The organism is Thermovirga lienii (genome assembly GCF_036847465.1).
Lineage (GTDB): Bacteria > Synergistota > Synergistia > Synergistales > Thermovirgaceae > Thermovirga > Thermovirga lienii.
This window is the reverse complement of sequence record NZ_DAITZW010000018.1, coordinates 14,143-35,098: the sequence shown is the minus strand read 5'-3', so window position 1 is coordinate 35,098 and position 20,956 is coordinate 14,143. Positions and strand designations below refer to the sequence as shown.

General features: G+C 52.0%; 22 protein-coding genes and 1 other annotated feature. Of the genes, 19 read left to right on the top strand and 3 right to left on the bottom strand.

Annotation, left to right across the window (positions count from 1 at the left end):
• Positions 1 to 444, top strand: a 444-nt coding sequence (locus V7Z69_RS06225) for a glutamate cyclase domain-containing protein (protein ID WP_334139177.1), incomplete at its 5' end; no start/stop codon positions are given.
• Between the two features lie 22 nt (positions 445 to 466).
• On the opposite strand, the gene V7Z69_RS06220 is transcribed toward V7Z69_RS06225, so the two are convergent.
• Entirely contained in the window at positions 467 to 952 is a 486-nt protein-coding gene (locus V7Z69_RS06220; protein ID WP_416376418.1) for an ECF transporter S component, read from the bottom strand.
• Positions 953 to 1,152: 200 nt separating this feature from the next.
• Here V7Z69_RS06220 and V7Z69_RS06215 point away from each other — a divergent pair, with 200 nt between their 5' ends.
• From V7Z69_RS06215 to V7Z69_RS06170, 10 genes are all read left to right on the top strand, one after another.
• Positions 1,153 to 1,578, top strand: a complete 426-nt coding sequence (locus V7Z69_RS06215) for a hypothetical protein (RefSeq protein ID WP_334139173.1) — start codon at positions 1,153 to 1,155, stop codon at positions 1,576 to 1,578.
• Between the two features lie 45 nt (positions 1,579 to 1,623).
• The gene (gene fsa, locus V7Z69_RS06210) at positions 1,624 to 2,280 is read left to right on the top strand and encodes a fructose-6-phosphate aldolase (protein WP_334139172.1); all 657 of its coding nucleotides are present in this window, start codon (positions 1,624 to 1,626) and stop codon (positions 2,278 to 2,280) included.
• Complete coding sequence (rho, locus tag V7Z69_RS06205) at positions 2,270 to 3,715, top strand: transcription termination factor Rho (protein ID WP_334139170.1); 1,446 nt, start codon at positions 2,270 to 2,272, stop codon at positions 3,713 to 3,715. The genes fsa and rho overlap by 11 nt, the downstream gene beginning before the upstream one ends.
• A 39-nt stretch (positions 3,716 to 3,754) precedes the next feature.
• A complete protein-coding gene (locus tag V7Z69_RS06200; protein WP_334139169.1) occupies positions 3,755 to 5,176 on the top strand; it encodes a LysM peptidoglycan-binding domain-containing M23 family metallopeptidase in 1,422 nt (473 codons plus the stop codon).
• A gap of 117 nt (positions 5,177 to 5,293) precedes the next feature.
• The gene (locus V7Z69_RS06195; protein WP_334139167.1) at positions 5,294 to 6,892 is read left to right on the top strand and encodes a CTP synthase; all 1,599 of its coding nucleotides are present in this window, start codon (positions 5,294 to 5,296) and stop codon (positions 6,890 to 6,892) included.
• 13 nt (positions 6,893 to 6,905) lie between these two features.
• Positions 6,906 to 7,946 (top strand): hypothetical protein, encoded by a 1,041-nt coding sequence (locus V7Z69_RS06190; RefSeq protein WP_334139166.1) that lies wholly within the window; start codon positions 6,906 to 6,908, stop codon positions 7,944 to 7,946.
• On the top strand, positions 7,930 to 8,361 hold the full coding sequence (locus V7Z69_RS06185; RefSeq protein ID WP_014162738.1) for a hypothetical protein: 432 nt from the start codon (positions 7,930 to 7,932) through the stop codon (positions 8,359 to 8,361). Before V7Z69_RS06190 ends, V7Z69_RS06185 begins: the two co-directional genes overlap by 17 nt.
• Before the next feature lie 21 nt (positions 8,362 to 8,382).
• Positions 8,383 to 8,919 (top strand): LPS export ABC transporter periplasmic protein LptC, encoded by a 537-nt coding sequence (lptC, locus tag V7Z69_RS06180; RefSeq protein WP_014162739.1) that lies wholly within the window; start codon positions 8,383 to 8,385, stop codon positions 8,917 to 8,919.
• Positions 8,916 to 10,559, top strand: a complete 1,644-nt coding sequence (locus V7Z69_RS06175) for an LPS-assembly protein LptD (RefSeq protein WP_334139164.1) — start codon at positions 8,916 to 8,918, stop codon at positions 10,557 to 10,559. Before lptC ends, V7Z69_RS06175 begins: the two co-directional genes overlap by 4 nt.
• Positions 10,559 to 11,518, top strand: coding sequence for a D-alanine--D-alanine ligase family protein (locus tag V7Z69_RS06170; protein WP_334139162.1), 960 nt, complete (start codon positions 10,559 to 10,561; stop codon positions 11,516 to 11,518). Before V7Z69_RS06175 ends, V7Z69_RS06170 begins: the two co-directional genes overlap by 1 nt.
• A gap of 36 nt (positions 11,519 to 11,554) precedes the next feature.
• Here the strand turns inward: V7Z69_RS06170 and greA are convergent, their stop codons facing one another.
• Positions 11,555 to 12,043 carry a transcription elongation factor GreA gene (greA, locus tag V7Z69_RS06165; RefSeq protein ID WP_014162742.1) on the bottom strand — a complete coding sequence of 163 codons (489 nt, stop codon included), beginning with the start codon at positions 12,041 to 12,043 and terminating at the stop codon, positions 11,555 to 11,557.
• Between the two features lie 231 nt (positions 12,044 to 12,274).
• Positions 12,275 to 12,505: a binding site (T-box leader), on the top strand.
• A gap of 56 nt (positions 12,506 to 12,561) precedes the next feature.
• Between greA and thrC the strand changes: the two genes are divergently transcribed.
• The 6 genes from thrC (at position 12,562) to lptB (ending at position 18,245) form a co-directional block, all read left to right on the top strand.
• Positions 12,562 to 13,605, top strand: coding sequence for a threonine synthase (gene thrC, locus V7Z69_RS06160; RefSeq protein ID WP_334139160.1), 1,044 nt, complete (start codon positions 12,562 to 12,564; stop codon positions 13,603 to 13,605).
• Positions 13,602 to 14,549, top strand: a complete 948-nt coding sequence (gene thrB, locus V7Z69_RS06155) for a homoserine kinase (RefSeq protein WP_334139158.1) — start codon at positions 13,602 to 13,604, stop codon at positions 14,547 to 14,549. The genes thrC and thrB overlap by 4 nt, the downstream gene beginning before the upstream one ends.
• A complete protein-coding gene (locus tag V7Z69_RS06150; protein ID WP_334139157.1) occupies positions 14,546 to 15,760 on the top strand; it encodes an aspartate kinase in 1,215 nt (404 codons plus the stop codon). Before thrB ends, V7Z69_RS06150 begins: the two co-directional genes overlap by 4 nt.
• 2 nt (positions 15,761 to 15,762) lie before the next feature.
• Positions 15,763 to 16,764 (top strand): aspartate-semialdehyde dehydrogenase, encoded by a 1,002-nt coding sequence (locus V7Z69_RS06145; protein ID WP_334139156.1) that lies wholly within the window; start codon positions 15,763 to 15,765, stop codon positions 16,762 to 16,764.
• Between the two features lie 93 nt (positions 16,765 to 16,857).
• The gene (locus V7Z69_RS06140; protein WP_334139154.1) at positions 16,858 to 17,517 is read left to right on the top strand and encodes an LptA/OstA family protein; all 660 of its coding nucleotides are present in this window, start codon (positions 16,858 to 16,860) and stop codon (positions 17,515 to 17,517) included.
• Positions 17,517 to 18,245 carry an LPS export ABC transporter ATP-binding protein gene (gene lptB / locus V7Z69_RS06135; protein ID WP_014162748.1) on the top strand — a complete coding sequence of 243 codons (729 nt, stop codon included), beginning with the start codon at positions 17,517 to 17,519 and terminating at the stop codon, positions 18,243 to 18,245. Before V7Z69_RS06140 ends, lptB begins: the two co-directional genes overlap by 1 nt.
• Here lptB and V7Z69_RS06130 read toward each other — a convergent pair.
• Positions 18,218 to 18,694, bottom strand: a complete 477-nt coding sequence (locus V7Z69_RS06130; protein ID WP_014162749.1) for a hydrogenase maturation protease — start codon at positions 18,692 to 18,694, stop codon at positions 18,218 to 18,220. The two genes, lptB and V7Z69_RS06130, sit on opposite strands and share 28 nt — an antisense overlap.
• 46 nt (positions 18,695 to 18,740) lie before the next feature.
• On the opposite strand from V7Z69_RS06130, the gene murJ reads away from it, so the two are divergent.
• Both murJ and V7Z69_RS06120 read left to right on the top strand, forming a co-directional pair.
• Positions 18,741 to 20,303: a murein biosynthesis integral membrane protein MurJ gene (gene murJ, locus V7Z69_RS06125; protein WP_014162750.1), complete on the top strand. Its 1,563-nt coding sequence runs from the start codon at positions 18,741 to 18,743 to the stop codon at positions 20,301 to 20,303.
• A gap of 24 nt (positions 20,304 to 20,327) precedes the next feature.
• Positions 20,328 to 20,870 carry a hypothetical protein gene (locus tag V7Z69_RS06120; protein ID WP_014162751.1) on the top strand — a complete coding sequence of 181 codons (543 nt, stop codon included), beginning with the start codon at positions 20,328 to 20,330 and terminating at the stop codon, positions 20,868 to 20,870.
• The last annotated feature ends 86 nt before the right edge of the window (positions 20,871 to 20,956 follow it).

The following is a 20,956-nucleotide window of genomic DNA, read 5'->3' as shown; positions in this document are numbered from 1 at the left end:
GAGGACATCACCCAGTGGACCGCGCCCCTGGACCAGGGGGCCTTAATGGCCCAGGATATGGGAGTTTCGGTCTTGGCGGTTGGAGATGGAGGCAACGAGGTGGGCATGGGACTGGCAAAGGACATCCTGCAGAAGGCCCTCCCGTCCTTTGAGAAGTGCCTGTGCTCCGTGGGATGCACCGACCTTATCCCCTCGGACGTGTCCAACTGGGGCGCCTATGCGCTGGTGGCCCTCCTTTCAGCACAAAAGGGAAGGTGGTTGGGGCACGAACCACAGGAAGAGAGAGCTATGATAGAAGCCATGGTCAAAGCAGGCGCCGTGGATGGCAAGACATGCCAGAAGATACCTTCCGTGGACGGCTTCCCTTCTTCTGTGCACGAGGAGAAAGTAGAGGAATTAAAGGAGCTTTTCCTAGAATGGCAAGTAGAAAAGCTCCCTGGTTAATTCTCCTGGTTAATTCTATAGATTAAGACATGGGTTTGGATAGGCGCTTTTCTATAATGGGGGTAAATACCAGGGCAAAAAAGGCACCTACGCCCGTCTGAAGCACGTCGGTCAAAAGCTCCATGGGCGCCACCTTCCAGCCGTAAAGTATTCCAGCTGTTGTAGTGTATCCTGCTATCATGACCAAAGCTCCTACTGCTATACCGAAGATTCGGCTTCTTGGGGCGAAAGTCCCAACCAGAAAGCCTTCCAGACCCTTTATGACGAAGGTTATGGGAGCCCAAAGGGGGTACCCCAGTAAGATGTCCGCCAGAGAGGCCCCTATGCTTCCGCTCAGGGCGCCGTACCGGGGCCCCAACAGGATCGCCACGGTGTATATGACCCCTTCCCCCAGGTTGAAATAGATCCTAAGCCCAGGCATGGGAACATGAAGCATGGTGGCCAAAGTGACCGCTCCTGCAAGCATGGCACCAAGGGCTATTTTTTTCGGCGTAAAGTCAGCGTTCAACGAAATCACCCCCTTGCTTTTATCTAAAATAAGTGTATTCTTTAAAGAGTAATCCGTGTAGAGCCAGCAATCAGGGTAAATGACCTACAGCTGGCCTCATGGTATAACCTCTTTTGAAGACATTTAATAGTTTGACATAAAAAATCCGGTTTTTCTTTTGGGCCCTTGTCAAATAGCGGGTCTACTAAGGTATAATGCATATGAAGAGATTGTTGCTTGTACTCTCCCTCTTGTTTGTTGCGCTTAGTGCGGTGCTCTTATGCAGGTGGCGCGGTTATTTTTATTTGACCCAGCCTCCCCAGGTAGGGGACCTAGTTCTATGCGAAGCTCTGGACGAGGTAAACCATCCGGTTAACACTGGTAGCGAGTTTAAGTGGGGAACCAGGAGCGTGTGCCTGCTTTTTGACTACAAGGCATTTCAGAAAGACACAACACTCTACGTTAGGTGGCAGTATAAGGGGCGCACCTTGGCGGAGGAACAGGTAGTTCTCACTGATGAAAGCGGTTTCTGCGCTTTTTACCTGATGAAGGAGGATGGTGCCCCTCTGCCCATCGGTGACTATTCAGTGGCGGTGGAGAGTATGGGCCATGTCCTCTCGAAGGCGTTTTTCGTGGTCACCAGGTAAATAACCTTACAAAAATAAAATAGATGTTTGAAGGGAGCATCAGTCATGAGGTTTTTCATTGACACGGCGGATATAGAGCAGATCCGCACCGCCTATGGATGGGGCGTGATTAGTGGCGTGACCACCAATCCTTCCCTCATAGCAAAGGCCGGCCGCGACCTCAAAGAGGCTATCCTCGAGATTTGCGACGTAGTGGACGGCCCTGTAAGTGCCGAGGTTATATCCCTCGACAGGGAAGGTATGATTGAGGAAGGAAGATCACTGGCAGCTTTGCACCCCAACGTGGTGGTGAAGATTCCCATGACCCCGGAGGGCATGGCGGCCACCAGCGTCCTGAGTGCTGAGGGCATAGACGTGAACGTCACGTTGATTTTCTCCCCACAGCAGGCCCTTCTGGCGGCCCAGGCTGGAGCCGCGTACGTCAGCCCCTTCGTTGGGCGCTTGGACGACATAGGTGAGGACGGAATAGGGCTGATAAGCGATATAGCCAGCATCTTCAATGTTCACGACATACCAGTTGAGATAATAGCCGCGAGCATTAGGCATCCGAAGCATGTCATGGATGCTGCACTTGCGGGAGCGGACATAGCCACGGTTCCTTTTGGTGTGTTGGAGAAATGTTTCAAGCATCCCCTTACGGACAGTGGCATAGAACGATTCCTTGCAGATTGGGAGGGAGCAGTAAGAGGCAATGGACGATAACTTAGAAAAAAAGGTGCAAGAGCCCCAAGAAGCGGCCGCCGAAGAAGAGAAGGCAGCAAATACGAAACCTGAGGAAGCTAATCAGGAAACCAAGGAAGAAGCCCCTGTTGTTTCTGCTTCCAACGGCAACAAGCACGATAACACCGGAACCAACGGCAACGGGGAATCCAAGAAGGTTCCCAAACCCAAGCACACCTTCAGCGAGCTGGAAAAAAAGAACATAACCGAGCTCAGAAAGCTCGCGAAGAAGATGAAAGTTCAAGGTTTTTCAACCCTTCGCAAGGACGACCTCATAATTGCCATCTTGGCCAAGCAGTCAGAGGAAATGGGTTTTCGCTTTGGCGGGGGCACCTTGGAAATACTGTCCGACGGCTACGGCTTTTTGAGGCCCCGGGGGCTTCTGCCCAGCGATCATGACATATACATGTCGGCATCACAAATACGCAGGTTCGGCCTTCGAAACGGAGACGTAGTCTGGGGATTCATAAGGCCCCCCAAGGAACAGGAACATTACGAGGCCCTTTTGAGGGTAGAGGTGGTCAACTTCTCAGATCCAGAAGCGGCGAGGCGAAGGCCTCAGTTCGAGAAGCTGACGCCTATTTTCCCCAACGAGAGGTTGCACCTGGAGACGACCAAGGAAGAACTTACCACCAGATTAATAGACCTTTTTGCCCCCATAGGCAAGGGCCAAAGGGCACTGATAGTTTCCCCGCCCAAGGCCGGCAAGACCACAGTTTTGAAAAAGATAGCCAATGCTGTGACTGCAAATCACCCTGAGGTCATTCTGATGGTGCTTCTCATAGATGAACGCCCTGAAGAGGTAACCGACATGGAGCGGTCCGTGGATGGAGAGGTTGTGGCGTCCACTTTCGATCGTCCGGCGGAAGAACACCTGAGGGTGGCCAATTTGACCTTGGAGAAGGCCAAGCGCCTGGTGGAAGTGGGAAGGGATGTGGTGCTTCTCTTGGACTCCATAACCCGACTTGCAAGGGCGTCCAACCTCGTGGAACCTCCCTCGGGTAGAACCCTTTCTGGAGGTATGGATCCTGCTGCACTGTACTTCCCCAAGCGCTTCTTTGGTGCTGCGCGCAACATAGAGGAGGGCGGAAGCCTCACGATAATTGGCACGGCATTGGTGGATACGGGCAGTAGAATGGACGAAGTAATATACGAGGAGTTCAAGGGCACGGGCAACATGGAGGTCCACCTTTCTAGGAAGCTGTCCGAGCAGCGCATCTTCCCTGCCATAGACATAACCCGCTCGGGCACCCGGCGAGAGGAGCTCTTGATGGAACCTGATGAGCTTCAGAGGGTATGGCTCCTTAGAAGGAGGATTGCCAACGTCGAGGAGGCGGAAGTTCTGAACTTGATAATGAGCAAACTCAAGGCCACGTCGAGCAATGAAGAATTTCTTGCAACAATTAAGATAAATTGATAAGCTGAGCAAGGCCCATATTTTGAGAGGAGGAGCAATATGAGAGGCCAAAATTCCCGCAAGGCAAGTTTCCTATCTAGCAGGGTGGGTTTCTACCTGGTGATAACTACGATGTTGAGTATAACAGCGTTGGTTACCATCATAGCAGGACAGAGAGCACGAGTCGAAGTGCTACCCATCTTGGCCCAACCATCCTCCATCAGTGATAATTTAAGTCCAGAAACCTTCATCGTCTTAAACGTCTCCAGTGACGTTTCTGCGGGGTATGATTTGGCCTCATCAGAAGAAGGTTCTTCATTCAAAGCTGCAGAGGGAATAGGACCTCTTCCTGCCTCTCCATCCATTTTTGACGATAATGTGAAGCTCGAGGAGGTTCAGCCTGAGGAGCTAGAACAAAAAGCAGCAGAAAAGCCCCAAAGTGTTGCCTCTCAGGAAGAGGTGATACTTGAGGAGGTAAAACCCTCTGAAGACAGTCTGCCGGCTGAGGAAGAGGAGAAAAGGTGGATAGAGTACTACGTGAGCCCTGGAGATACCCTTTATGACCTGGGTAAGAGGTATTCCATATCCCCAGACCTCATAGCCAAAGCCAATGACCTGAAAAATCCAGATAGGCTTTCAGAGGGACAGGAGCTTTTGATTCCCCTGAGCCCTGATGACGTGGAGGCCACAAAAGAGGAAGTTAAGGCCAGAAAGGAAAAAGATTCAAAGACCGAGGCAAGGAAGGTAGAGGTAACATCCTATACCGTGAGGGAAGGAGACAGCCTCTGGTCCATAGCGAACAAGTTCAATTTGGACATAAACACCCTCTTCGGATGCAACGAAATGAAAAACCCCAACTACCTCAGAGTGGGTATGACCCTCAGGATTCCCAACCAGGACGGTATCTTCTATAAGGTTAAGGATGGAGATACGCTTGCCAAGATAGCGAGCAAATACGGAACCACGGTAGCATTGATACAGCAGGCCAATGGCTTCGAGGGGGCCAACATAGCCAAGGGTGTTGAGATCTTCATTCCCGGAGCCAAGCCAGTGGTTTCGGTTTATTCCGCCGCTAAGTCATCCGTGTCCAGTTCGAGAACCCTCTTTACATGGCCTCTTAGGGGCAGGATAACCAGCTCCTTTGGGTGGAGAAGGCACCCCATAACCAAGCGGAGGGACTTCCACACGGGGCTTGACATCGCTCGGCCCTACGGTACCATCATTCGCGCTGCCGCAGCCGGAAGGGTCGTTTATGCCGGATGGATGGGAGGATATGGCCGAGTTGTGGTCATAGATCATGGTAAAGGGTACTCCACTTTGTACGCTCATTGCAGCAGGTTGTTGGTCCGCAAAGGACAACGAGTTTCCTCTGGCCAGGCGATAGGCAAGGTGGGTGCAAGCGGAAGGGCCACAGGTTCGCACCTCCATTTCGAGGTTCGCTACAAAAACAAGCCCATAAATCCCATGAAGGTGTTAAGATAGGACGGGACAATTGTTTTTATTGCATCTTTGAACTATAGGGCGTTGGGTGTGCTGGGCCAGATGTTATTCTGGTCCAGTTTTGATATAAGATAAAATTGTTTTGGGAGGAGCGTTTTCATGCCAAAATACATATTTGTAACAGGTGGGGTAGTTTCATCCCTTGGGAAAGGAATAACAGCAGCATCTTTAGGTGTCCTTCTGAAGAGAAGGGGGTACAAGGTCTCCATCATAAAGATGGATCCCTACATAAACGTGGACGCCGGAACCATGAACCCCTTTCAGCATGGAGAGGTGTTCGTGACTGATGACGGTTCTGAAACCGACTTGGACTTGGGCCATTATGAGCGGTTCATTGACGAATCTTTAAGTACCCTCAACACGGTCACTACGGGAAAGATATATTCTTCGGTCATATCGAAGGAACGAAGCGGCAAGTACTTAGGAGCGACAGTTCAGGTAATTCCCCATGTTACCAACGAGATACAGGAAAGCATCCTGAAAGTTGATGGCGACGTGGACGTGGTCATAGCGGAGATAGGCGGCACGGTGGGAGACATAGAGGGTCTTCCCTTTTTGGAGGCCATCCGCCAGATGGCCAACAGGGTGGGGAGGAACAACGTGCTCTACTGCCACGTTACCCTGGTGCCGTACATAGCTGCGGCGGGAGAGCTCAAGACCAAGCCTACCCAGCACAGCGTGAACGAGCTGAGAAGGATAGGCATACAGCCGGATGTCATAGTTTGCCGGTCTCAAATGAGGCTGGAAAGGAGCATCAAAGAAAAAATCGCCCTCTTCTGCAGCGTTCCACAGAAGTATGTTGTAGAAGCCATAGACGCGCCTACTATTTACGCCGTACCCCTCCAGCTCAAGGAGCAGAAGTTCGACTCCATAATCCTTGAAAAACTGGGCCTGCCGACCAACGAGGAACCTTACCTGGACGACTGGAAGGGGTTCGTGCATTCCTACATGAACCCGGAAAAAGAGGTAGAGATCGCTATGGTGGGTAAGTACGTAAGTCACAAGGATGCCTATCTTAGCGTCGTGGAGGCTCTGACCCACGCTGGCACCTCTTTGAACCTTAGGGTCAAGCTTCGTCCAGTGGAGGCCGAGGACGTGGAGAAGCACGGCGCGGAGGAGATACTGAAGGGCGTTCAGGGAGTTTTGGTTCCGGGAGGTTTTGGATCCAGAGGTGCAGAGGGCAAGATAGAGGCCGCAAGGTACGCCAGGGAGAATGGCATTCCCTATTTTGGGCTGTGTCTTGGCATGCAGATAGCAGCCATCGAGTTTGCCAGGAACGTTTGTGACATAGCAGGTGCCAACAGCGTCGAGTTTGACCCAGGGACGCCTAACCCCGTTATACATCTTATGGACGAGCAGAAAAACGTCGTGGACCTAGGGGGCACGATGCGCCTTGGGCTTTACCCCTGCGAGCTGGAAGAAGGGACAAAGGTAAGGGAAGCCTACGGGGAAAAGCTCATTTATGAAAGGCACAGGCATCGCTACGAATTCAACAACGAATACAGGGAGAGGTTTGAGTCCTGCGGCATGAGAATAGCGGGAATTTGCCCTGGCAGAGACCTGGTTGAGATCATAGAATTAAAGGACCACCCATGGTACGTAGGGGTCCAGTTCCATCCCGAGTTTAAGTCGCGGCCAGTAAGGCCCCATCCTCTTTTCAGAGGATTCGTGGAAGCCGCGTCAAAACAGGGAAGATAAGGAGGGGTAGAAGATGATGAAGAAGGTTTTTATGCTGATTTGCTTGATTTTTGTCCTTGTCATTGCCCAGGCGGCGATGGCGGAAGAGGAGGCCCCGCTGCCCCTCAAGGCGCAGGAGAGAATGGAGATGGTCCTATACGGTGAGCCCATGACTGGAGGATTGATCGAGAGATTGGGCAAGGTGGAGAAGGACCTTTTCGGCCGCGAGCTTCCCGGGAGCATTTCCGAGAGGCAGAGCGGACTTTTGAACTTCATAGAGAACGGTACCTTGGGAAATCCCTCCATGCTTTTCAAGCTTTCCGTCGCTGAGTGGTCGGTAAACCACAAAGTGAACCCAGAAAGCCCCGTAAGCACAAGGATAGATGCCCTGGAGACTTTGCTTGAGGGAAAACCACAAGTCGATAAACCTCTGGCCATGAGGCTTGAGAGGATGTTATCTTTGCTCTTCCCTGATACCCTTACCTGGACAGAGGTGGAGCTTCCGGCCAATACGGTCTTCAAGGCCGCCTTTACCCAGACTATAAGCCCGGCAGTCGCAAAGAAGGGTGATCAGGTCAAACTGGCCTTGGCCCAGGACTTGGTGGTAGACGGAAACTTGGTAGCACCAAGGGGAAGCCTGGTGTTTGCCGAGATAGACAACGTAAAGCCTCCTAGGAGTTTTGGTAGGCCTTCTGAAATAACCTTTGCCTTCAAGCATCTAGTTCCCTTGGGGCCCGAGGTGGTTCCTGTGTTCATGGGAGACAAGGCCATATCCGTCAACAAGGACAACAAGACCATGGCAATAGCTGCTGGAACCAGCGTAGTGGGACTTGTAGCCCTTGGTCCCGTAGGGCTTGCTGGAGGGTTTTTCGTCAAGGGGGATGCCAAGGAGATCCCCGCTGGCACTAATATCTATCTTGAGACTTCCCAGGCAGTCACGGTCCACGCTTGGCCAGTGCCTCCAGGACTTCAGGGTATGATAAAAGAAGCAGAAGATATGCCTGTTCCGAGCGATTCAGCTACTAGCGAAGAGACGCTTTCAGAGGGGGAAAATGCAGATGAAGCGAAAGATTAAAAAGATCGTAGCAGTATGCGGCCTTTTCTTGGCCTTGATATCTGGAGTCGCCTCGGCCGTAGATTTAAAGGATCTGATTGGGGTCGTAGGTGGTGGACTCATTGTCAGTGCCCTGGGGAGCCAGCTGAACGACTTCATCAACACCATAACCTTCAACAAGGGAGTGGGGACCAACGAGGAGACCAAGGTGGTACCCATAGTGTCGGTGGGCAGTGGAGTTGCCATTGGTGCCGCCCAGGTGGCTGGTCCCAAGGACGCTGTTGCTAAGGTCCAGGCCGTGGCCCAGCTTGAGGTTACCTTTCAGGACAGGATAAGAATAAAGGTATTGATACCCATAGACTCCAAAAATCCTCTGGAGCGCTTCAGAAGGGTCCAGCAGGTAGGGGTATCGGCCATCATCGACTACAAGCTATAAGGTACTGGCAGTCGTTCTGACATGAACTGGAAGAAAGCCTTACCGCTGGTTGTGCTAGCCCTTTCTGTCCTATGGGCCGTTATGCTCTACAGGGACCTCAATGTTACGCCAGGGGAACGAAAGGACAAAGAGGTTCCAGACGTGACCTTGGAGGATGTGGAGGTCCAGAGGGATATATCGGGGGACCTTTGGACCCTCCATGCGGAGAGGGCCCAACGCTTCGGGGACAAGAACAACCTTGAGTTGATAAAGGTAAAATCGGTCACGAAAGATGGCGCTCTGTGGTTCATGGACGCTCCCAGGGGCACGGTCACCGATGATGGCAAGGTGGCTGAACTTTGGAATGTGAAGGGACGGGCAGAAAAGTTCAATCCTCCCTTCAGCTGGAAGGGCAAGAAAGCCCAGTGGAACCAGGAGGGAAACTGTTGGCTTTTTCCCGAGGGGCTGTCCATTGAGGGCAGGGACTTTTTCGCGGAAGGATCTTTGGGTGTAGTAGAGATGAGTGGGAAGGTAACCTTGGAAGGTGGGGCGTACGCGAGATGGGAAGACCAGCGATGAAGATTTTTTTGAGCTTTATCCTTGTGGCGGCTGTGATGCTTGTTCCGACTGTTGTGATGGCTTCTCCTAACGGTGAAGTGGTGCTTGAGGGAGACTCGGTCACGTACGAACAGGAATCAGGCTTAGCTTATGCTGAAGGAAACGTAAAGATAAGGTACTCTGACATACGAGTTTGGGCCGTCAAGGCATCATACGACACTCGGTCGAGCAAGGTTGAGGCTTTGGGAACCAAAGAAAGTCCCATCGTCATAATCCAGGGCGCCCAGCGCCTGGAGGGTCAAACCCTCAAACTGGACCTTACCACTGGCGAGGGAACCCTCACCGAAGCCCATGGAAGTTACCCTGCAGAAAGGGGCAACGTCTACGCCAAAGGTGGCGTGGTTGCCACCATAAAGACCAAATCCCTGGCGGAAGCTGGATGGGTGAAGAAGGTCCCTCCTATTTCCAAGATAAAGAGCGACAGGGTCTACAAGTGGGAAAGGACTACCTTGACTACCTGTCCGGAGCCCGTTCCTCACTACAGTCTCAAGACAAAGAAGATCATAGTGCTCCCTGGCTACAGGGCTGTGGTCACAAAGCCCAGGGTGTACATCAAGGAACATTTCCTCTTTACTTATCCTTTTGACTATATAGTTCCCCTAACAGAGAAAGAGGAAGCTTCTCCTCTTATGCCTACCTTTGTGTACGACTCTGACAAGGGCGTAGGTCTTTCCATAGGAAGCGTCTACAAGGCAGGGGGTGTATACGGCAGATGGAAGGCTTACTACTGGTCGAAGAAAGATTTCGAGGGGGCACTGCAGGCCTATTGGGCAGCGACCAGTAATTTGAAGCTTTTCGCCGAAGGAGATTATAGTTGGGACTCCGACAGGGATGAGAAGCGATTCAGGCCCAAGTGGGGGGCCGTATACGACGACGGCAGTTGGTACGCAAGGCTTTGGTGGTCCCAGGCCGAGAATGTCACGGTCGAGAAGGCCCTGGGGGACACCTTCAAGGGCACGTTATGGAGGAAACCGGAGTTTGAGGTGCGAAGCCCTAGTTACGAGCTTGAGAGCATAAAGAGCAAGGTGACGTTGCGCGGCCTTTGGGGGGAGTATGAGACCTCTGCGTACGACGGAAGCGATGAAGTGTCCATAAAGCGCACAGCTTTGGGTGCGTCCCTTTCGGGAGGGACATCCCTTGGGGACGTAAGGCCTTATTGGTACGCCAGTCAGTGGCATTACGACTACAGTGGAGCTGGTGACACTCAGGACGTGACCTATGTCAGGGCTGGCGTGGCCTGGAGTTTAGGCAAGGTGGATTTCGCCAGTACTTGGGCGAGAAGGTGGGTATGGGGCGATTCTCCCATGTCCTGGGATGACTATTCAGATTCAGAGGCCTTCTACCAGAAGGTGTCCTTCCCCTTGAGTGAAACCTGGAGAGCTACGGTGCGTTGGGGGTATAACCTTAGGTCCGAGGATCTAGAGGAAATGCACTATCGCCTGGGATATTCCAACAACTGCTGCTACAGGTTCAGCGTGGAATACAGGGATGACCTGACCAACGAAAACGACGACTGGGCAGGATTTGTCTTCGTCCTGGACGCTTTCCCCAGCAACCCCTTCTTTTTCAACACGCGATCTATCCAGGAGTTCGATAAGTGATGGAGATGCTTAAAAACGTAAAAATAGGGGTTATATACGGAGGGGATAGCCCAGAACGTGAAGTTTCCCTCGCAAGTGGTACGGCGGTACTTAAGGCGTTGGAGGAGCTTGATTTGAAAGTGGAGCCTCTTTTGGTTTCCTCTGCGCTTGATGCCGTGTCTAAAGTTCAGTCTTCAAGATGTGACGTTTTCTTTGTCGCCCTTCATGGCAGCTGGGGAGAGGACGGAAGGCTTCAGGGAGCCTTGGATCTTTTGGGCAAAAAATATACAGGGTCAGGACACGAAAGCTGCGCCCTCGCCATGGATAAAAGGGTGAGCAAGGCCATATTTGAAAGCTGCAAAATCCCAACAGCACCTTATGTCGTCCTCCAAAGGGACAAATTCCTGGGGAATCTGAACCAAAAGCTTGAGGAGCTTTTGTGCCTTTGGCAGGCAGTGGTTGTTAAGCCCTCGGGGTGTGGCAGCACGGTGGGTGTTACCATTGCCCGCGACGTTGAAACTATATGTAAGGGGATACGTGAGGCCAGCCAGTACGATCAGGTGCTTTTGGTTGAAAAATACATCCCCGGCAGGGAGATAACCGTGACAGTGTGGGAAGAGGAAGGGAAGGTAGAAGCCCTTCCGATCGTGGAGATCATACCGAAGGAAGGATTTTACGATTATAGGGCCAAGTACACTTCTGGGATCACTAGATATCAGTGTCCAGCGGATCTTCCTGATGAAGTGGGGGCTCGCGTAAAGGAAGTGGCTGTTGCATCCCACCTTGCACTGGGGTGTCGAGTTTACAGCAGGGTAGACATCCGGCTTTCGGAAGATGGAACACCTTACGTTCTGGAAGTGAACACTGCCCCCGGCATGACCGCCACCAGCTTGGTGCCTAAAGCAGCTAGTGCCAAGGGGTGGTCCTTCCCGGAACTTGTAGCAAGAATAGTGATAAATTCCCTTAGAAAATACAAGTGAGTGGTAGATTTTCCTACCCCTCACTTGTGCCTAATTTTAGACTTTTATGTCCTTGATCATGAGTTTTCTGATTCCCTTGGGGACTTTGACCTCCACCTTTTCGCCTGGAGCTTTACCTATTATGGCCTGTCCTACGGGGCTTGCGACGGAAATCTTGCCCGCCTTGGGGTCAGCCTCCTCCGAGCCTACGATGGTGTACTTAAGTTCCTTTGACGTGTCCAGGTCCAGGAGGGTGACAGTGGTTCCCAAGCTCACCTTGCTTGCGTCAATGTCTGCTTCGTCGACTATCCTCGCCTTGCCTAGCTGATATTCCAGCCACTGGATCCTGCTTTCAAGTTTTGCCTGGGCGTCCTTTGCAGCGTGGTACTCGGCGTTTTCACTGAGGTCCCCGAAACTGCGGGCCTCTTCCAGCATTTTGGATATTTCCTGCCTGCCCTCACTTCTCAGTCTTACTAGCTCCGCCTTTAGTTTTTCATACCCTTCCCTGGTTAGGACTATGTAATCGGCAAGAGTCTGTTCAGTCATATAACCAACTCCCCTCAAGAGGCTAATCCCATTTGGTGGAGGTATTTTATCAGACAATTTCGCAAACAGCAAGAAAAGTTTCAATTTATGTGTTGCAGGGTAGTGGTATCGCCCCCGTGAGTAAGGGATGACATTTCTTTTCCATCGTTCGACATAGGATATTTTGTATAGTGGGGGTTGACAGGTCCAAAGGGTGGGGGTATAAATTCATTTAAAATAAAAATTCATGTGCCAAAGGCGATGAAGGGGACGAGTACCTGAAATCGAGCGGCCAGAGAGGGAAACCAAAAGCTGAGAGGTTTCCTCCGCAACGAGCAGGGAAAACCACCCTGGAGCTGGGTCCGAAGCCCACCTAAAGGGATAAGGATACCGGGGTTCGCCCCTTACAGCGAGAAAGAGAGCCGGTCCTACTTTTGGGGCCGGAACTGGAGTGGAACCGCGGAAGTCTTTTCCGTCTCCTAGGAGGCGGAAAAGACTTTTTTATATATAGGCTGCGGCAAGGAGGGAGGAAAAAGAAAATGGCTGGACTGCTCGAAAGGTACAGAAAATACTTTCCTATAACCGATGATACGCCTATCGAGACCTTGGGGGAGGGAGAAACGCCCCTAGTGAAACTCAATAAAATAGGTTCCGATTTGGGAGTGGAGCTCTACGGGAAATATGAGGGCGCCAATCCTACAGGCTCCTTCAAGGATCGGGGCATGGTTTTGGCCATGGCCAAGGCAGCAGAAGGTGGGGCTAAGGCCGTGATATGTGCATCGACGGGGAACACTTCTGCCTCTGCTGCAGCCTATGCCGCAAGGTTTGGCCTTAAATGTTATGTTTTACTGCCCGCAGGCAAGGTTGCCTTGGGAAAGCTGTCCCAAGCTTTGGTGTATGGGGCTAAGGTCATAGCCATAAGGGGTAATTTCGACCGTGCGTTGGAACTGGCCAGGAAAGCCTCCAGCGAGATGGGGCTTGCCATAGTCAACTCGGTAAATCCATACAGGCTTTGGGGTCAGCGCAGCGGTGCTTGGGAGGTATGCGATGAACTTGGTGTTTCTCCAGATTGGATGGTGCTTCCTGTGGGGAACGCTGGAAACATAACGGCCTATTGGACTGGTTTCGTGCAGTACAAAAATGAGGGCAAGATAAAAAAGGTTCCCCAAATGGTGGGCATCCAGGCCCAGGGAGCCTCGCCCCTTGTTTCGGGTGAAAGTTTTCCGAATCCTGAGACCGTGGCAACTGCAATACGCATAGGGCATCCGGTGAACGGCAAGAAAGCTGCCTGGGCAGTCAGGATGTCCGGTGGGTTCTTTTCCGCCGTCTCCGATGAGGAGATACTCCTTGCCCAGAAAGAGCTGGCCTCAAAGGAGGGAGTTTTCGCAGAACCTGCTTCCTGCGCTCCCCTTGCAGGGCTCAAGAAGGCAAAGAGGGAGGGCAAACTTCCCGAGGGTATAAAGGTGGTTATGGTGTTGACTGGGAACGGCCTCAAAGATCCTCAGGTGATCCTTTCAGGTCAGGAGGAAATTTGTGAGATAGACGGTGACGAATCCCAGTTGAGGGAGGTGCTGAGCCAATGATGGAACCTATCTTCAGGGTGAAAGTTCCAGCCACTTCGGCCAATCTCGGTTCAGGTTTCGACACCATGGGCCTTGCTCTGAGTTTGTACAACTTCTACGACGTTCTGGCCCTTGATGAACCTGGAGCCTACAAGGTGGAGGTTTATGGAGAAGGGGCAGCTGAACTGGAGAAAGCAGACGTGAACCTGATAATAAAAAGCTACGAACAGGCCTGCAGCGAATGGGGCATGGAAAGCCCTGGGTTGACCATAAGATGCCTGAACGCTATCCCCCTCTACCGAGGGCTCGGAAGCAGCGCAAGCGCAATAGCCGGAGGGGTAATGATAGCCAACGCCCTCAGGGAGGATCCCTTGAGCGTTGAGGAGCTCCTTCCTCTCATGGTCAGGATGGAGGGGCATCCGGACAACATAGTTCCGTGCTGCCTTGGAGGCATGGTGGTAAGCTGCATGAACGGCACCCAGCTGCGCTATGTGAGGTTGCCGTCACCTCCAAAGGAGATAAGCGCGGTAGTTGCAGTCCCTGAAGTGCATGTGAGTACAAAGGACGCAAGGCAGGCCCTTCCCGCGCAGATAAGCCACGAGGACGCCGTCTTTTCCCTCAATAGGGCAGCCCTTCTTGCTGCTTCCTGGGCCGTAGGTAAGTGGGAAAACTTGACCTGGGCAATGGACGACAGGCTCCATCAGCCTTTCAGGGCCAAGCTCTTTCCGGGAGGCGAGGAGATACTGGAGGAGGTAAAGAAGGTCAGAGGATGCCTTGGGGTAGCTATAAGCGGCTCTGGCCCCAGCATGCTTGCTCTCACTCACGGTTCGCCCCGGGAGGTAGCCGAGGCCATGTGCAGGCTTTTCACCAAGAACAACTTGCGGTCTCGTTTCTTTGTTCTATCTGTCGACGAAGATGGGGCCACCATAGAGAAGGTCGCAGAAGAGGAGGAGGTTGTGGCATGAGGCTTCAGGTGATGAAGTTCGGAGGGTCCTCCGTAGCGACGCCGGAGAAGATGGCGCTGGTGGCATCAAAGATAAAAAAGTTTCATCAGGAAGTGGGTCGCACTGTAGTGGTAGTATCGGCGATGGGGGACACCACCGACAGACTGCTTCAACTAGCTAGAGAGTTCTGCACTGCATCCAGGCATAGGGAGATAGATCAGTTGGTAGCCACTGGAGAACAGCAGAGTACAGCCCTTTTGGCAATGGCCTTGGAAAGGGAGGGGTTAAAGGCTCAATCTCTCTCGGGGGCTTTAGTGGGTATAAAGGCCAGAGGTCCCTATACGGATGGCAGGATAAATGGTATAGATCCTAAAAACGTAATAAACATACTCGAAGATGGAGCGATTCCGGTCGTAGCAGGTTTTCAGGCTGTCAACGAAAAGGGAGACATCGTGACGTTGGGGAGGGGTGGATCGGACCTGTCTGCGGTAGCCTTGGCGGCGGCGCTGGATGCTGAAAAGTGCTGCATATTTACCGATGTAGCAGGGATTTACACCGCCGATCCGAGGATGGTGCCCGCTGCGAGGAAGTTGGAAAAAATATCTTACGAGGAGTGCATGGAGATGGCCTCCATGGGTGCCAAGGTGATGCAGGCAAGAAGCGTAGAACTAGCTGAAAGGTATGATGTGCCAGTCTACGTGGCTTCTAGCTTCAGTGAAGAAAGGGGGACATGGATCGTGCGAGAGGACGTAAAGGAAAACTTCTTGGTGAAAGCTGTAGCCAGCGATACTAACGTTGCCAAGGTGGCCCTTCTGGGCGTTCCTGATGTGCCGGGGATGGCGGCGGAGGTGTTTCAGGCCTTATCCTCCGGTGGGGTGAGTGCCGAAATGATCATACAGAGCGTGATGAGGGGGCAGATAAACGACATTGCTTTTTTGGTCAAAAAGGAAAGCCTTGGAGATGCCATAGATATCTGCCGAGATATAGCCAGAAAGATAAAAGCCCAAGGGGTGGCTTTCGACACGGAAATAGGCAAGGTCTCCATCATAGGAGCGGGCATAACGAGCCATCCCGAGGTGCCAGCACGGATGTTTGCTGCTCTTGCGTCCGAGGGGATAAACCTGGACATGATATCTTCAACGGCCTTGTCCATAACCTGTGTGGTGGGAGCCAAGGACGTGGAAAAAGCGGCCAAGACGCTCCACAAGGTCTTCATAGAGGAGGGTAAATAGCCATGAGGGTAGCGGTACTTGGGGCGACAGGTCTGGTAGGTTCGGAAATGATAAAGGTCCTCGAAGAGAGGGCTTTCCCGGTGGACGAACTGGTACCCTTGGCATCGGAGCGATCAGCGGGGAAAGAAGTATTTTTTAAGGGTAAGCCCTATGAAGTGAGGGCCGTGGAAGAAGGGGCTTTTGAAGGGGTAGACCTTGCTCTATTCTCCGCAGGGTCTGGCCCATCCCGGAAATGGGCTCCCGTAGCGGTCTCTAAGGGTGCCGTTGTGGTGGATAACAGTTCCGCATGGAGGATGGAGGAAGATATCCCCCTGGTGGTTCCTGAGGTGAACCCTCATGCCTTGGAGGGGCACAAAGGCATCATTGCCAATCCAAATTGTGCTACCATACAGGCCGTTGTGGCTTTGAAACCTCTCCATGATTTCTTTGGACTGGAAAAGGTGCAGGTGGTCACCTTCCAGTCGGTCTCCGGTACGGGGCTTGAAGCCCTTGACGAGCTCAAGGAAGGAAGCTTGGCGGTCCTTGAAGGCTCCTCTCCCAAAAACTTTCTCTACCCCAAACCGATAGCTTTTAACGTCCTGCCTCATATAGGCAAGATAGATGAGAGGGGAATTAGTGAGGAAGAATACAAGATGATGAACGAGTCAAAGAAGATAATGGAGCTTCCAGAACTTGTGGTCAGCTGCACCGCCGTAAGGGTTCCGGTCTTCAGGGGGCATTCTGAGGCCATAGTGGCTACCTTCAAAGAGGAACCTTCGTTGCAGGATGCCTTCAAGGCCCTCTCAGAGGCTCCGGGAGTTTCCCTTATGGATGACCCGGGGTGCTCCTACAGCGTGCCAAGTGAGGTGGCGGGAACGGACCCCGTCTTCGTTGGTAGGGTAAGGAAGGAACCCCTTTGTGAAAGGTCCCTGTCCCTGTGGGTGGTGGCGGACAACATAAGGAAAGGGGCGGCGCTTAACGCAGTCCAGATAGCAGAGGAACTCATAAGGAAAGGACTTATATAGTAGTTGTGTGGTGCCTTTGGGCTTCTCATAAGGTAAAATAAAATAGATCCTCAGGAGAGGTGGATAATCTTTAAAGAAGGGTGAGCATGTCCTATGCGTAAAAGTCTTGTTTTGTTGATAGCGTTCGTTTTGGTGTTTTTTTCTGCGGTCGTTTCCCTTGCGGGAGCCATGGAGCTATTTGCTGACAAGTTGGTTTACGATCCCGATGACGGTACGATAACTGCAGAAGGAAATGTAAACGTGAAAGGAGTGGACATGTTCGCCGAGGCTGTGAAGGGGAAGGCCTCCGCTGATGGAAGCAAGATGGAACTTCAAGAAAAGGTGAGGATCCGCTCCATCAAGGACCCCATGCTCATAGAGTGCGCCAAGGCTCAAGCGATTTTGACCGAGCATGGGCGGAAAGTGACCTGCTGGGAAGTTCAAAGGTTCGTTCATGAAGCAAGAGGGGTCACCATGAGTGCAGAAAAGGTGGTGGGGCTTCTTAAAGACGGAGCCTTTGAGAACATAAAGGCCACGGGGAACGTAAAGGCCCAGATGAAGGACAAAAACAAGAAAACCGTGACAGTGACCTCGAAGAGTGCCTATTACGACAGCAAGAAGGGGACGGTTCTTTTTCAGGGCGAGGCTTTTGCTGTGACTGAGGACAGGACCGTTGAAGCTGATAAGTTCACCTACTATCTTGCCGATGGAAAAATAAAGGCTGAGGGCTCCACCAAAACGGTCTTCATCCTTAAAGATCAGGAGAAAGAGTAATGGCTGAGAAGTATCTATGGGCCCGGGGGCTTTCCAAGTCGTACAAGGGCCGGAAGGTGGTTTCCTCCGTGGATATCACAGTGAGGCAGGGTGAGATAGTTGGCCTTTTGGGCCCCAACGGAGCAGGAAAGACCACTACTTTCTACATGGTTCTGGGACTTGTCAAACCTGATGGTGGCAGGGTTCTCATAAACAACGAGGACATAACGGACCTTCCCATGTACAGGAGGGCAAGATGCGGCATAGGTTATCTGCCTCAGGAAGCCTCCATCTTCAGGAACCTCACTGTGAAGGAAAACCTTGAGCTGGTCCTGGAGGAGAGGGGCATCACTGGCAAGGAAAAAGAAAAAGAGGTAGACAGGTTGATAGAAGAGTTCAGCTTGGGGCATGTAGCCCACATCCCAGGATATGCCTTAAGCGGGGGAGAAAGGCGCAGGGTGGAGATAGCCAGGACTTTGGCCATTGAGCCTGCCTTCATACTTCTTGATGAGCCCTTCAGTGGTATCGATCCCATAGCGGTTTACGACATACAGCAGATAATATTGGAGATACGCACCAAGGGGTACGGCATACTTCTGACGGACCACAGCGTTAGGGAGACCTTGGCCATAACCGACCGAACGTACCTTATCCACCAGGGCAAGATCCTGATAGAGGGTACTCCGTCGGAGGTCGCTGAGAGCGAAGTTGCAAGGAAGTTTTATTTGGGCGAGCGCTTCTCCTGGTGAAGCCATGGGATGGTGTGCCAGGCCTTTTGGCGGATCTTCTTTTCTATCATGTCCACAGCCTCTGCCACTGGCTCTGATAGGCCTTGGCCTAATGCAAGGCTGTAAGGTTGTATGGCTATCAGAACTATCTCCACGAGGTTTCTGTATGGCTCAAGCATTAACCCCAGCGGCAGGCCGTGGGAAGAGAAGTTTACCGATTCTTCTTCGTCCAGTGACAACAAGAAGGTGGAGCCTGGCTCTGCTCCAAGGTCGGCAGCGTCAACCACAAGAAGAGTCTTGGTGGTTTGCGGATCTATGGTTTTCAAGAAGTTTTCTGGGGTTAGGCCACACTCGTAGGCGGTGCAAAAAGGTGGAGGGTCTTGCTGTATCTTTCTTGCCAGCACTACTCCGGCTGCATCGTCGCCGAGAAGTTCATTGCCAAGTCCCCAGATGAGTGTATTATTTCTCATGTTGCTATCAATCCTTTCTTCGTCAAGTTTAAGAGGAGGTTCTTAAATGTCTTCCCGAAGTTCCAGCATGGTTCGCCACTCCATAAAGATGATGGCCGGAACCTTTGTGAGCAGGATATTGGGCCTTTTGAGGGAGGTCTTGATAGCCTCTCTCTTTGGGGCCACTGGGAAACTGGATGCTTTCCTGGTGGCCTATACCCTGGCAAACCTTACCAGGCGCCTTTTGGCTGAGGGGGCCCTTTCTGCCGCGTTCGTGCCGGTTTTCTCTCAGTTGCTCAAAAAAGAAGGCAAAGGCCGTGCTTTCTCTTTGGCCTCTCAGATATTAACCGTATTGCTGGTTGTAACTATTCCTTTGATAATTCTAGGAGCCATCCTTGCACCGAAGCTGGTGTCTATCTTGGCGCCAGGCTTTGGCTCTTTTTACTCTGAGCTGGCTAGTCAGCTTACCGTTCTGATGCTTCCTTTTCTTCTGTTCATATCTGTCGCAGCTTTGGCCATGGGCATACTGAACTCCCTCGGGTGTTTTTTCGTGCCCGCCGTGGCTCCTGCGCTCAGCAACGTGGTATTCATAGTCCTTGTTGTAATTTTAGCACCAAAGATGGAAATTTACAGTTTGGCATGGGCCGTGTTGGCTGGAGGGTTCGCTCAATGCGCTCTCCAATGGTTCTGGATAAGGCGTTGGAATTTCACTCTCTTGCCCGCAGTGCCTGACAGAAAGGATGAATCTCTTAAAAAGACGTTGCGCCTGTTCTTGCCCTATGCCGCGGGGCTTTCTATAACCCAACTGATTCCCGTTTTCAGCAGGATCTTGGGCTCTTTCCTTCAGGAAGGGTCCATCTCCGTGTTGAATTATGCCGACAGAGTGCTTCAACTTCCCTTGGGGCTTTTCATCATAGCCATTTCTCAAGCAGTGTTGCCTCTTTTCGCCCATCTTGCCATGGAGGACGAAGATTCCTTTAGAAAAGGACTGGAGGAGGCTTTGCAGTTTGCCCTTTTCATAGTAGCCCCAGTGGTAGTGGGAATGGTGTTGCTCAGTGAGGAAATTGTACATTTTCTGTTCTTCCGGGGTGCCTTCGGTACGTGGGCGTGGAAGGGCACCTCGTGGGCGCTTTTGTTGTTCGTGCTGGGACTGCCGGGCACCTCTTGCCTTACCGTGCTTTTGAGGGCCTTCTACGCCAAGGGGTGCTCCAGGGAACCTGTAATAATATCGGTTTTCAGCGTTGTACTTTACGTAGCTTTCGGTTTTCTGCTCATGAAGCCCTACTCCTATGGAGGATTGGCTGCAGCGTCTTCTATATCCTTTACCCTCACAGCCGTTCTGGGAGGCGCTCTCCTTGCCAAAAGGGGTATAAAGGTGAACCCCTTCAATGTTTCTTGGCTTGCGAAAATTTCTCCGGGGCTTGTCTTGATGGGCGCTACGGTGTATTTTCTCAAAGTACTTTGGGTTTACCCCTTAAATGGCAGCCTTCTCGGAAAAGGGCTTTGGATGGTGGCCGCTACTGCTTCAGGGGCCCTCTCTTACGGGGTTGTGACATGGATTGCAAGGTGCAGGGAGTGGGAGTGGATCCTTGGGGCTTTAGGTAAAACCTCAAAGAATAAGGGCGAATAAACGACGAAAAGGAGGCAGCATGCTGTGATAAGAAAGGCGGCGTTACCTTTTTTGATGTTCTTGATTCTGTTTGGCATGTTTTCCTCAGGTGCCTTTGCGGTGCAGGAGGATTTGGAGAGGTTGCTGGAGGAAAGAACAGCGGTACTGTATGTTGAGGGCCAGAAGCTGGGGAACTTGATAATAGGTGCCCGGGCCAAGCTGGAGTTCATATACGTCGACGCTCCTCTGGTGAGGGCTGTGAAGGAGAGCGACAGGGCCCCCTCTTGGTTGGAATGGCACGTCAACAAATACGGTTCAGATGAAGCCAAGGGCAAGAGCCTTTTTATCTTGAGGGTGGAAACTTTCAAGCCCTTTACTTTGGTACCGGAGATGATAACCATAAACGATCTAAAGCTCAGCGATGAAAACGTCCTGACTAGAAAGGAGTTCGCTCCCCTAGGGGAGCTTCCAAGCTCCTTCAGTGGTGCTTTGGTGTTGGCGATTCCAAGGGAACTCGTGAGGCCTGGCCAAGAGGTCAAGTTCAGTTGCGGAGGTGGCGAGGTAACATGGGTTGCACCAAAGAAGTGAAACTGACTCACGTTTACAGGTGCCCTTCCTGTGGTAACAGGTTCTCTTCATCGAGCCCAACTTTTCGGTGTCCCAAGTGCAGGAGC

Excerpts from the sequence above, each read along its gene's own strand:
- V7Z69_RS06195 (WP_334139167.1), top strand. The coding sequence starts at position 5,294 with ATGCCAAAATACATATTTGTAACAGGTGGGGTAGTTTCATCCCTTGGG.
- thrB (WP_334139158.1), top strand. The coding sequence starts at position 13,602 with ATGATGGAACCTATCTTCAGGGTGAAAGTTCCAGCCACTTCGGCCAAT.
- V7Z69_RS06170 (WP_334139162.1), top strand. The coding sequence starts at position 10,559 with ATGGAGATGCTTAAAAACGTAAAAATAGGGGTTATATACGGAGGGGAT.
- V7Z69_RS06175 (WP_334139164.1), top strand. The coding sequence starts at position 8,916 with ATGAAGATTTTTTTGAGCTTTATCCTTGTGGCGGCTGTGATGCTTGTT.
- murJ (WP_014162750.1), top strand. The coding sequence starts at position 18,741 with ATGTCTTCCCGAAGTTCCAGCATGGTTCGCCACTCCATAAAGATGATG.
- greA (WP_014162742.1), bottom strand. The coding sequence starts at position 12,043 with ATGACTGAACAGACTCTTGCCGATTACATAGTCCTAACCAGGGAAGGG.
- rho (WP_334139170.1), top strand. The coding sequence starts at position 2,270 with ATGGACGATAACTTAGAAAAAAAGGTGCAAGAGCCCCAAGAAGCGGCC.
- V7Z69_RS06215 (WP_334139173.1), top strand. The coding sequence starts at position 1,153 with ATGAAGAGATTGTTGCTTGTACTCTCCCTCTTGTTTGTTGCGCTTAGT.
- V7Z69_RS06185 (WP_014162738.1), top strand. The coding sequence starts at position 7,930 with ATGAAGCGAAAGATTAAAAAGATCGTAGCAGTATGCGGCCTTTTCTTG.
- lptC (WP_014162739.1), top strand. The coding sequence starts at position 8,383 with ATGAACTGGAAGAAAGCCTTACCGCTGGTTGTGCTAGCCCTTTCTGTC.
- V7Z69_RS06145 (WP_334139156.1), top strand. The coding sequence starts at position 15,763 with ATGAGGGTAGCGGTACTTGGGGCGACAGGTCTGGTAGGTTCGGAAATG.
- V7Z69_RS06190 (WP_334139166.1), top strand. The coding sequence starts at position 6,906 with ATGATGAAGAAGGTTTTTATGCTGATTTGCTTGATTTTTGTCCTTGTC.
- V7Z69_RS06130 (WP_014162749.1), bottom strand. The coding sequence starts at position 18,694 with ATGAGAAATAATACACTCATCTGGGGACTTGGCAATGAACTTCTCGGC.
- V7Z69_RS06150 (WP_334139157.1), top strand. The coding sequence starts at position 14,546 with ATGAGGCTTCAGGTGATGAAGTTCGGAGGGTCCTCCGTAGCGACGCCG.
- V7Z69_RS06200 (WP_334139169.1), top strand. The coding sequence starts at position 3,755 with ATGAGAGGCCAAAATTCCCGCAAGGCAAGTTTCCTATCTAGCAGGGTG.
- thrC (WP_334139160.1), top strand. The coding sequence starts at position 12,562 with ATGGCTGGACTGCTCGAAAGGTACAGAAAATACTTTCCTATAACCGAT.
- lptB (WP_014162748.1), top strand. The coding sequence starts at position 17,517 with ATGGCTGAGAAGTATCTATGGGCCCGGGGGCTTTCCAAGTCGTACAAG.
- V7Z69_RS06140 (WP_334139154.1), top strand. The coding sequence starts at position 16,858 with ATGCGTAAAAGTCTTGTTTTGTTGATAGCGTTCGTTTTGGTGTTTTTT.
- fsa (WP_334139172.1), top strand. The coding sequence starts at position 1,624 with ATGAGGTTTTTCATTGACACGGCGGATATAGAGCAGATCCGCACCGCC.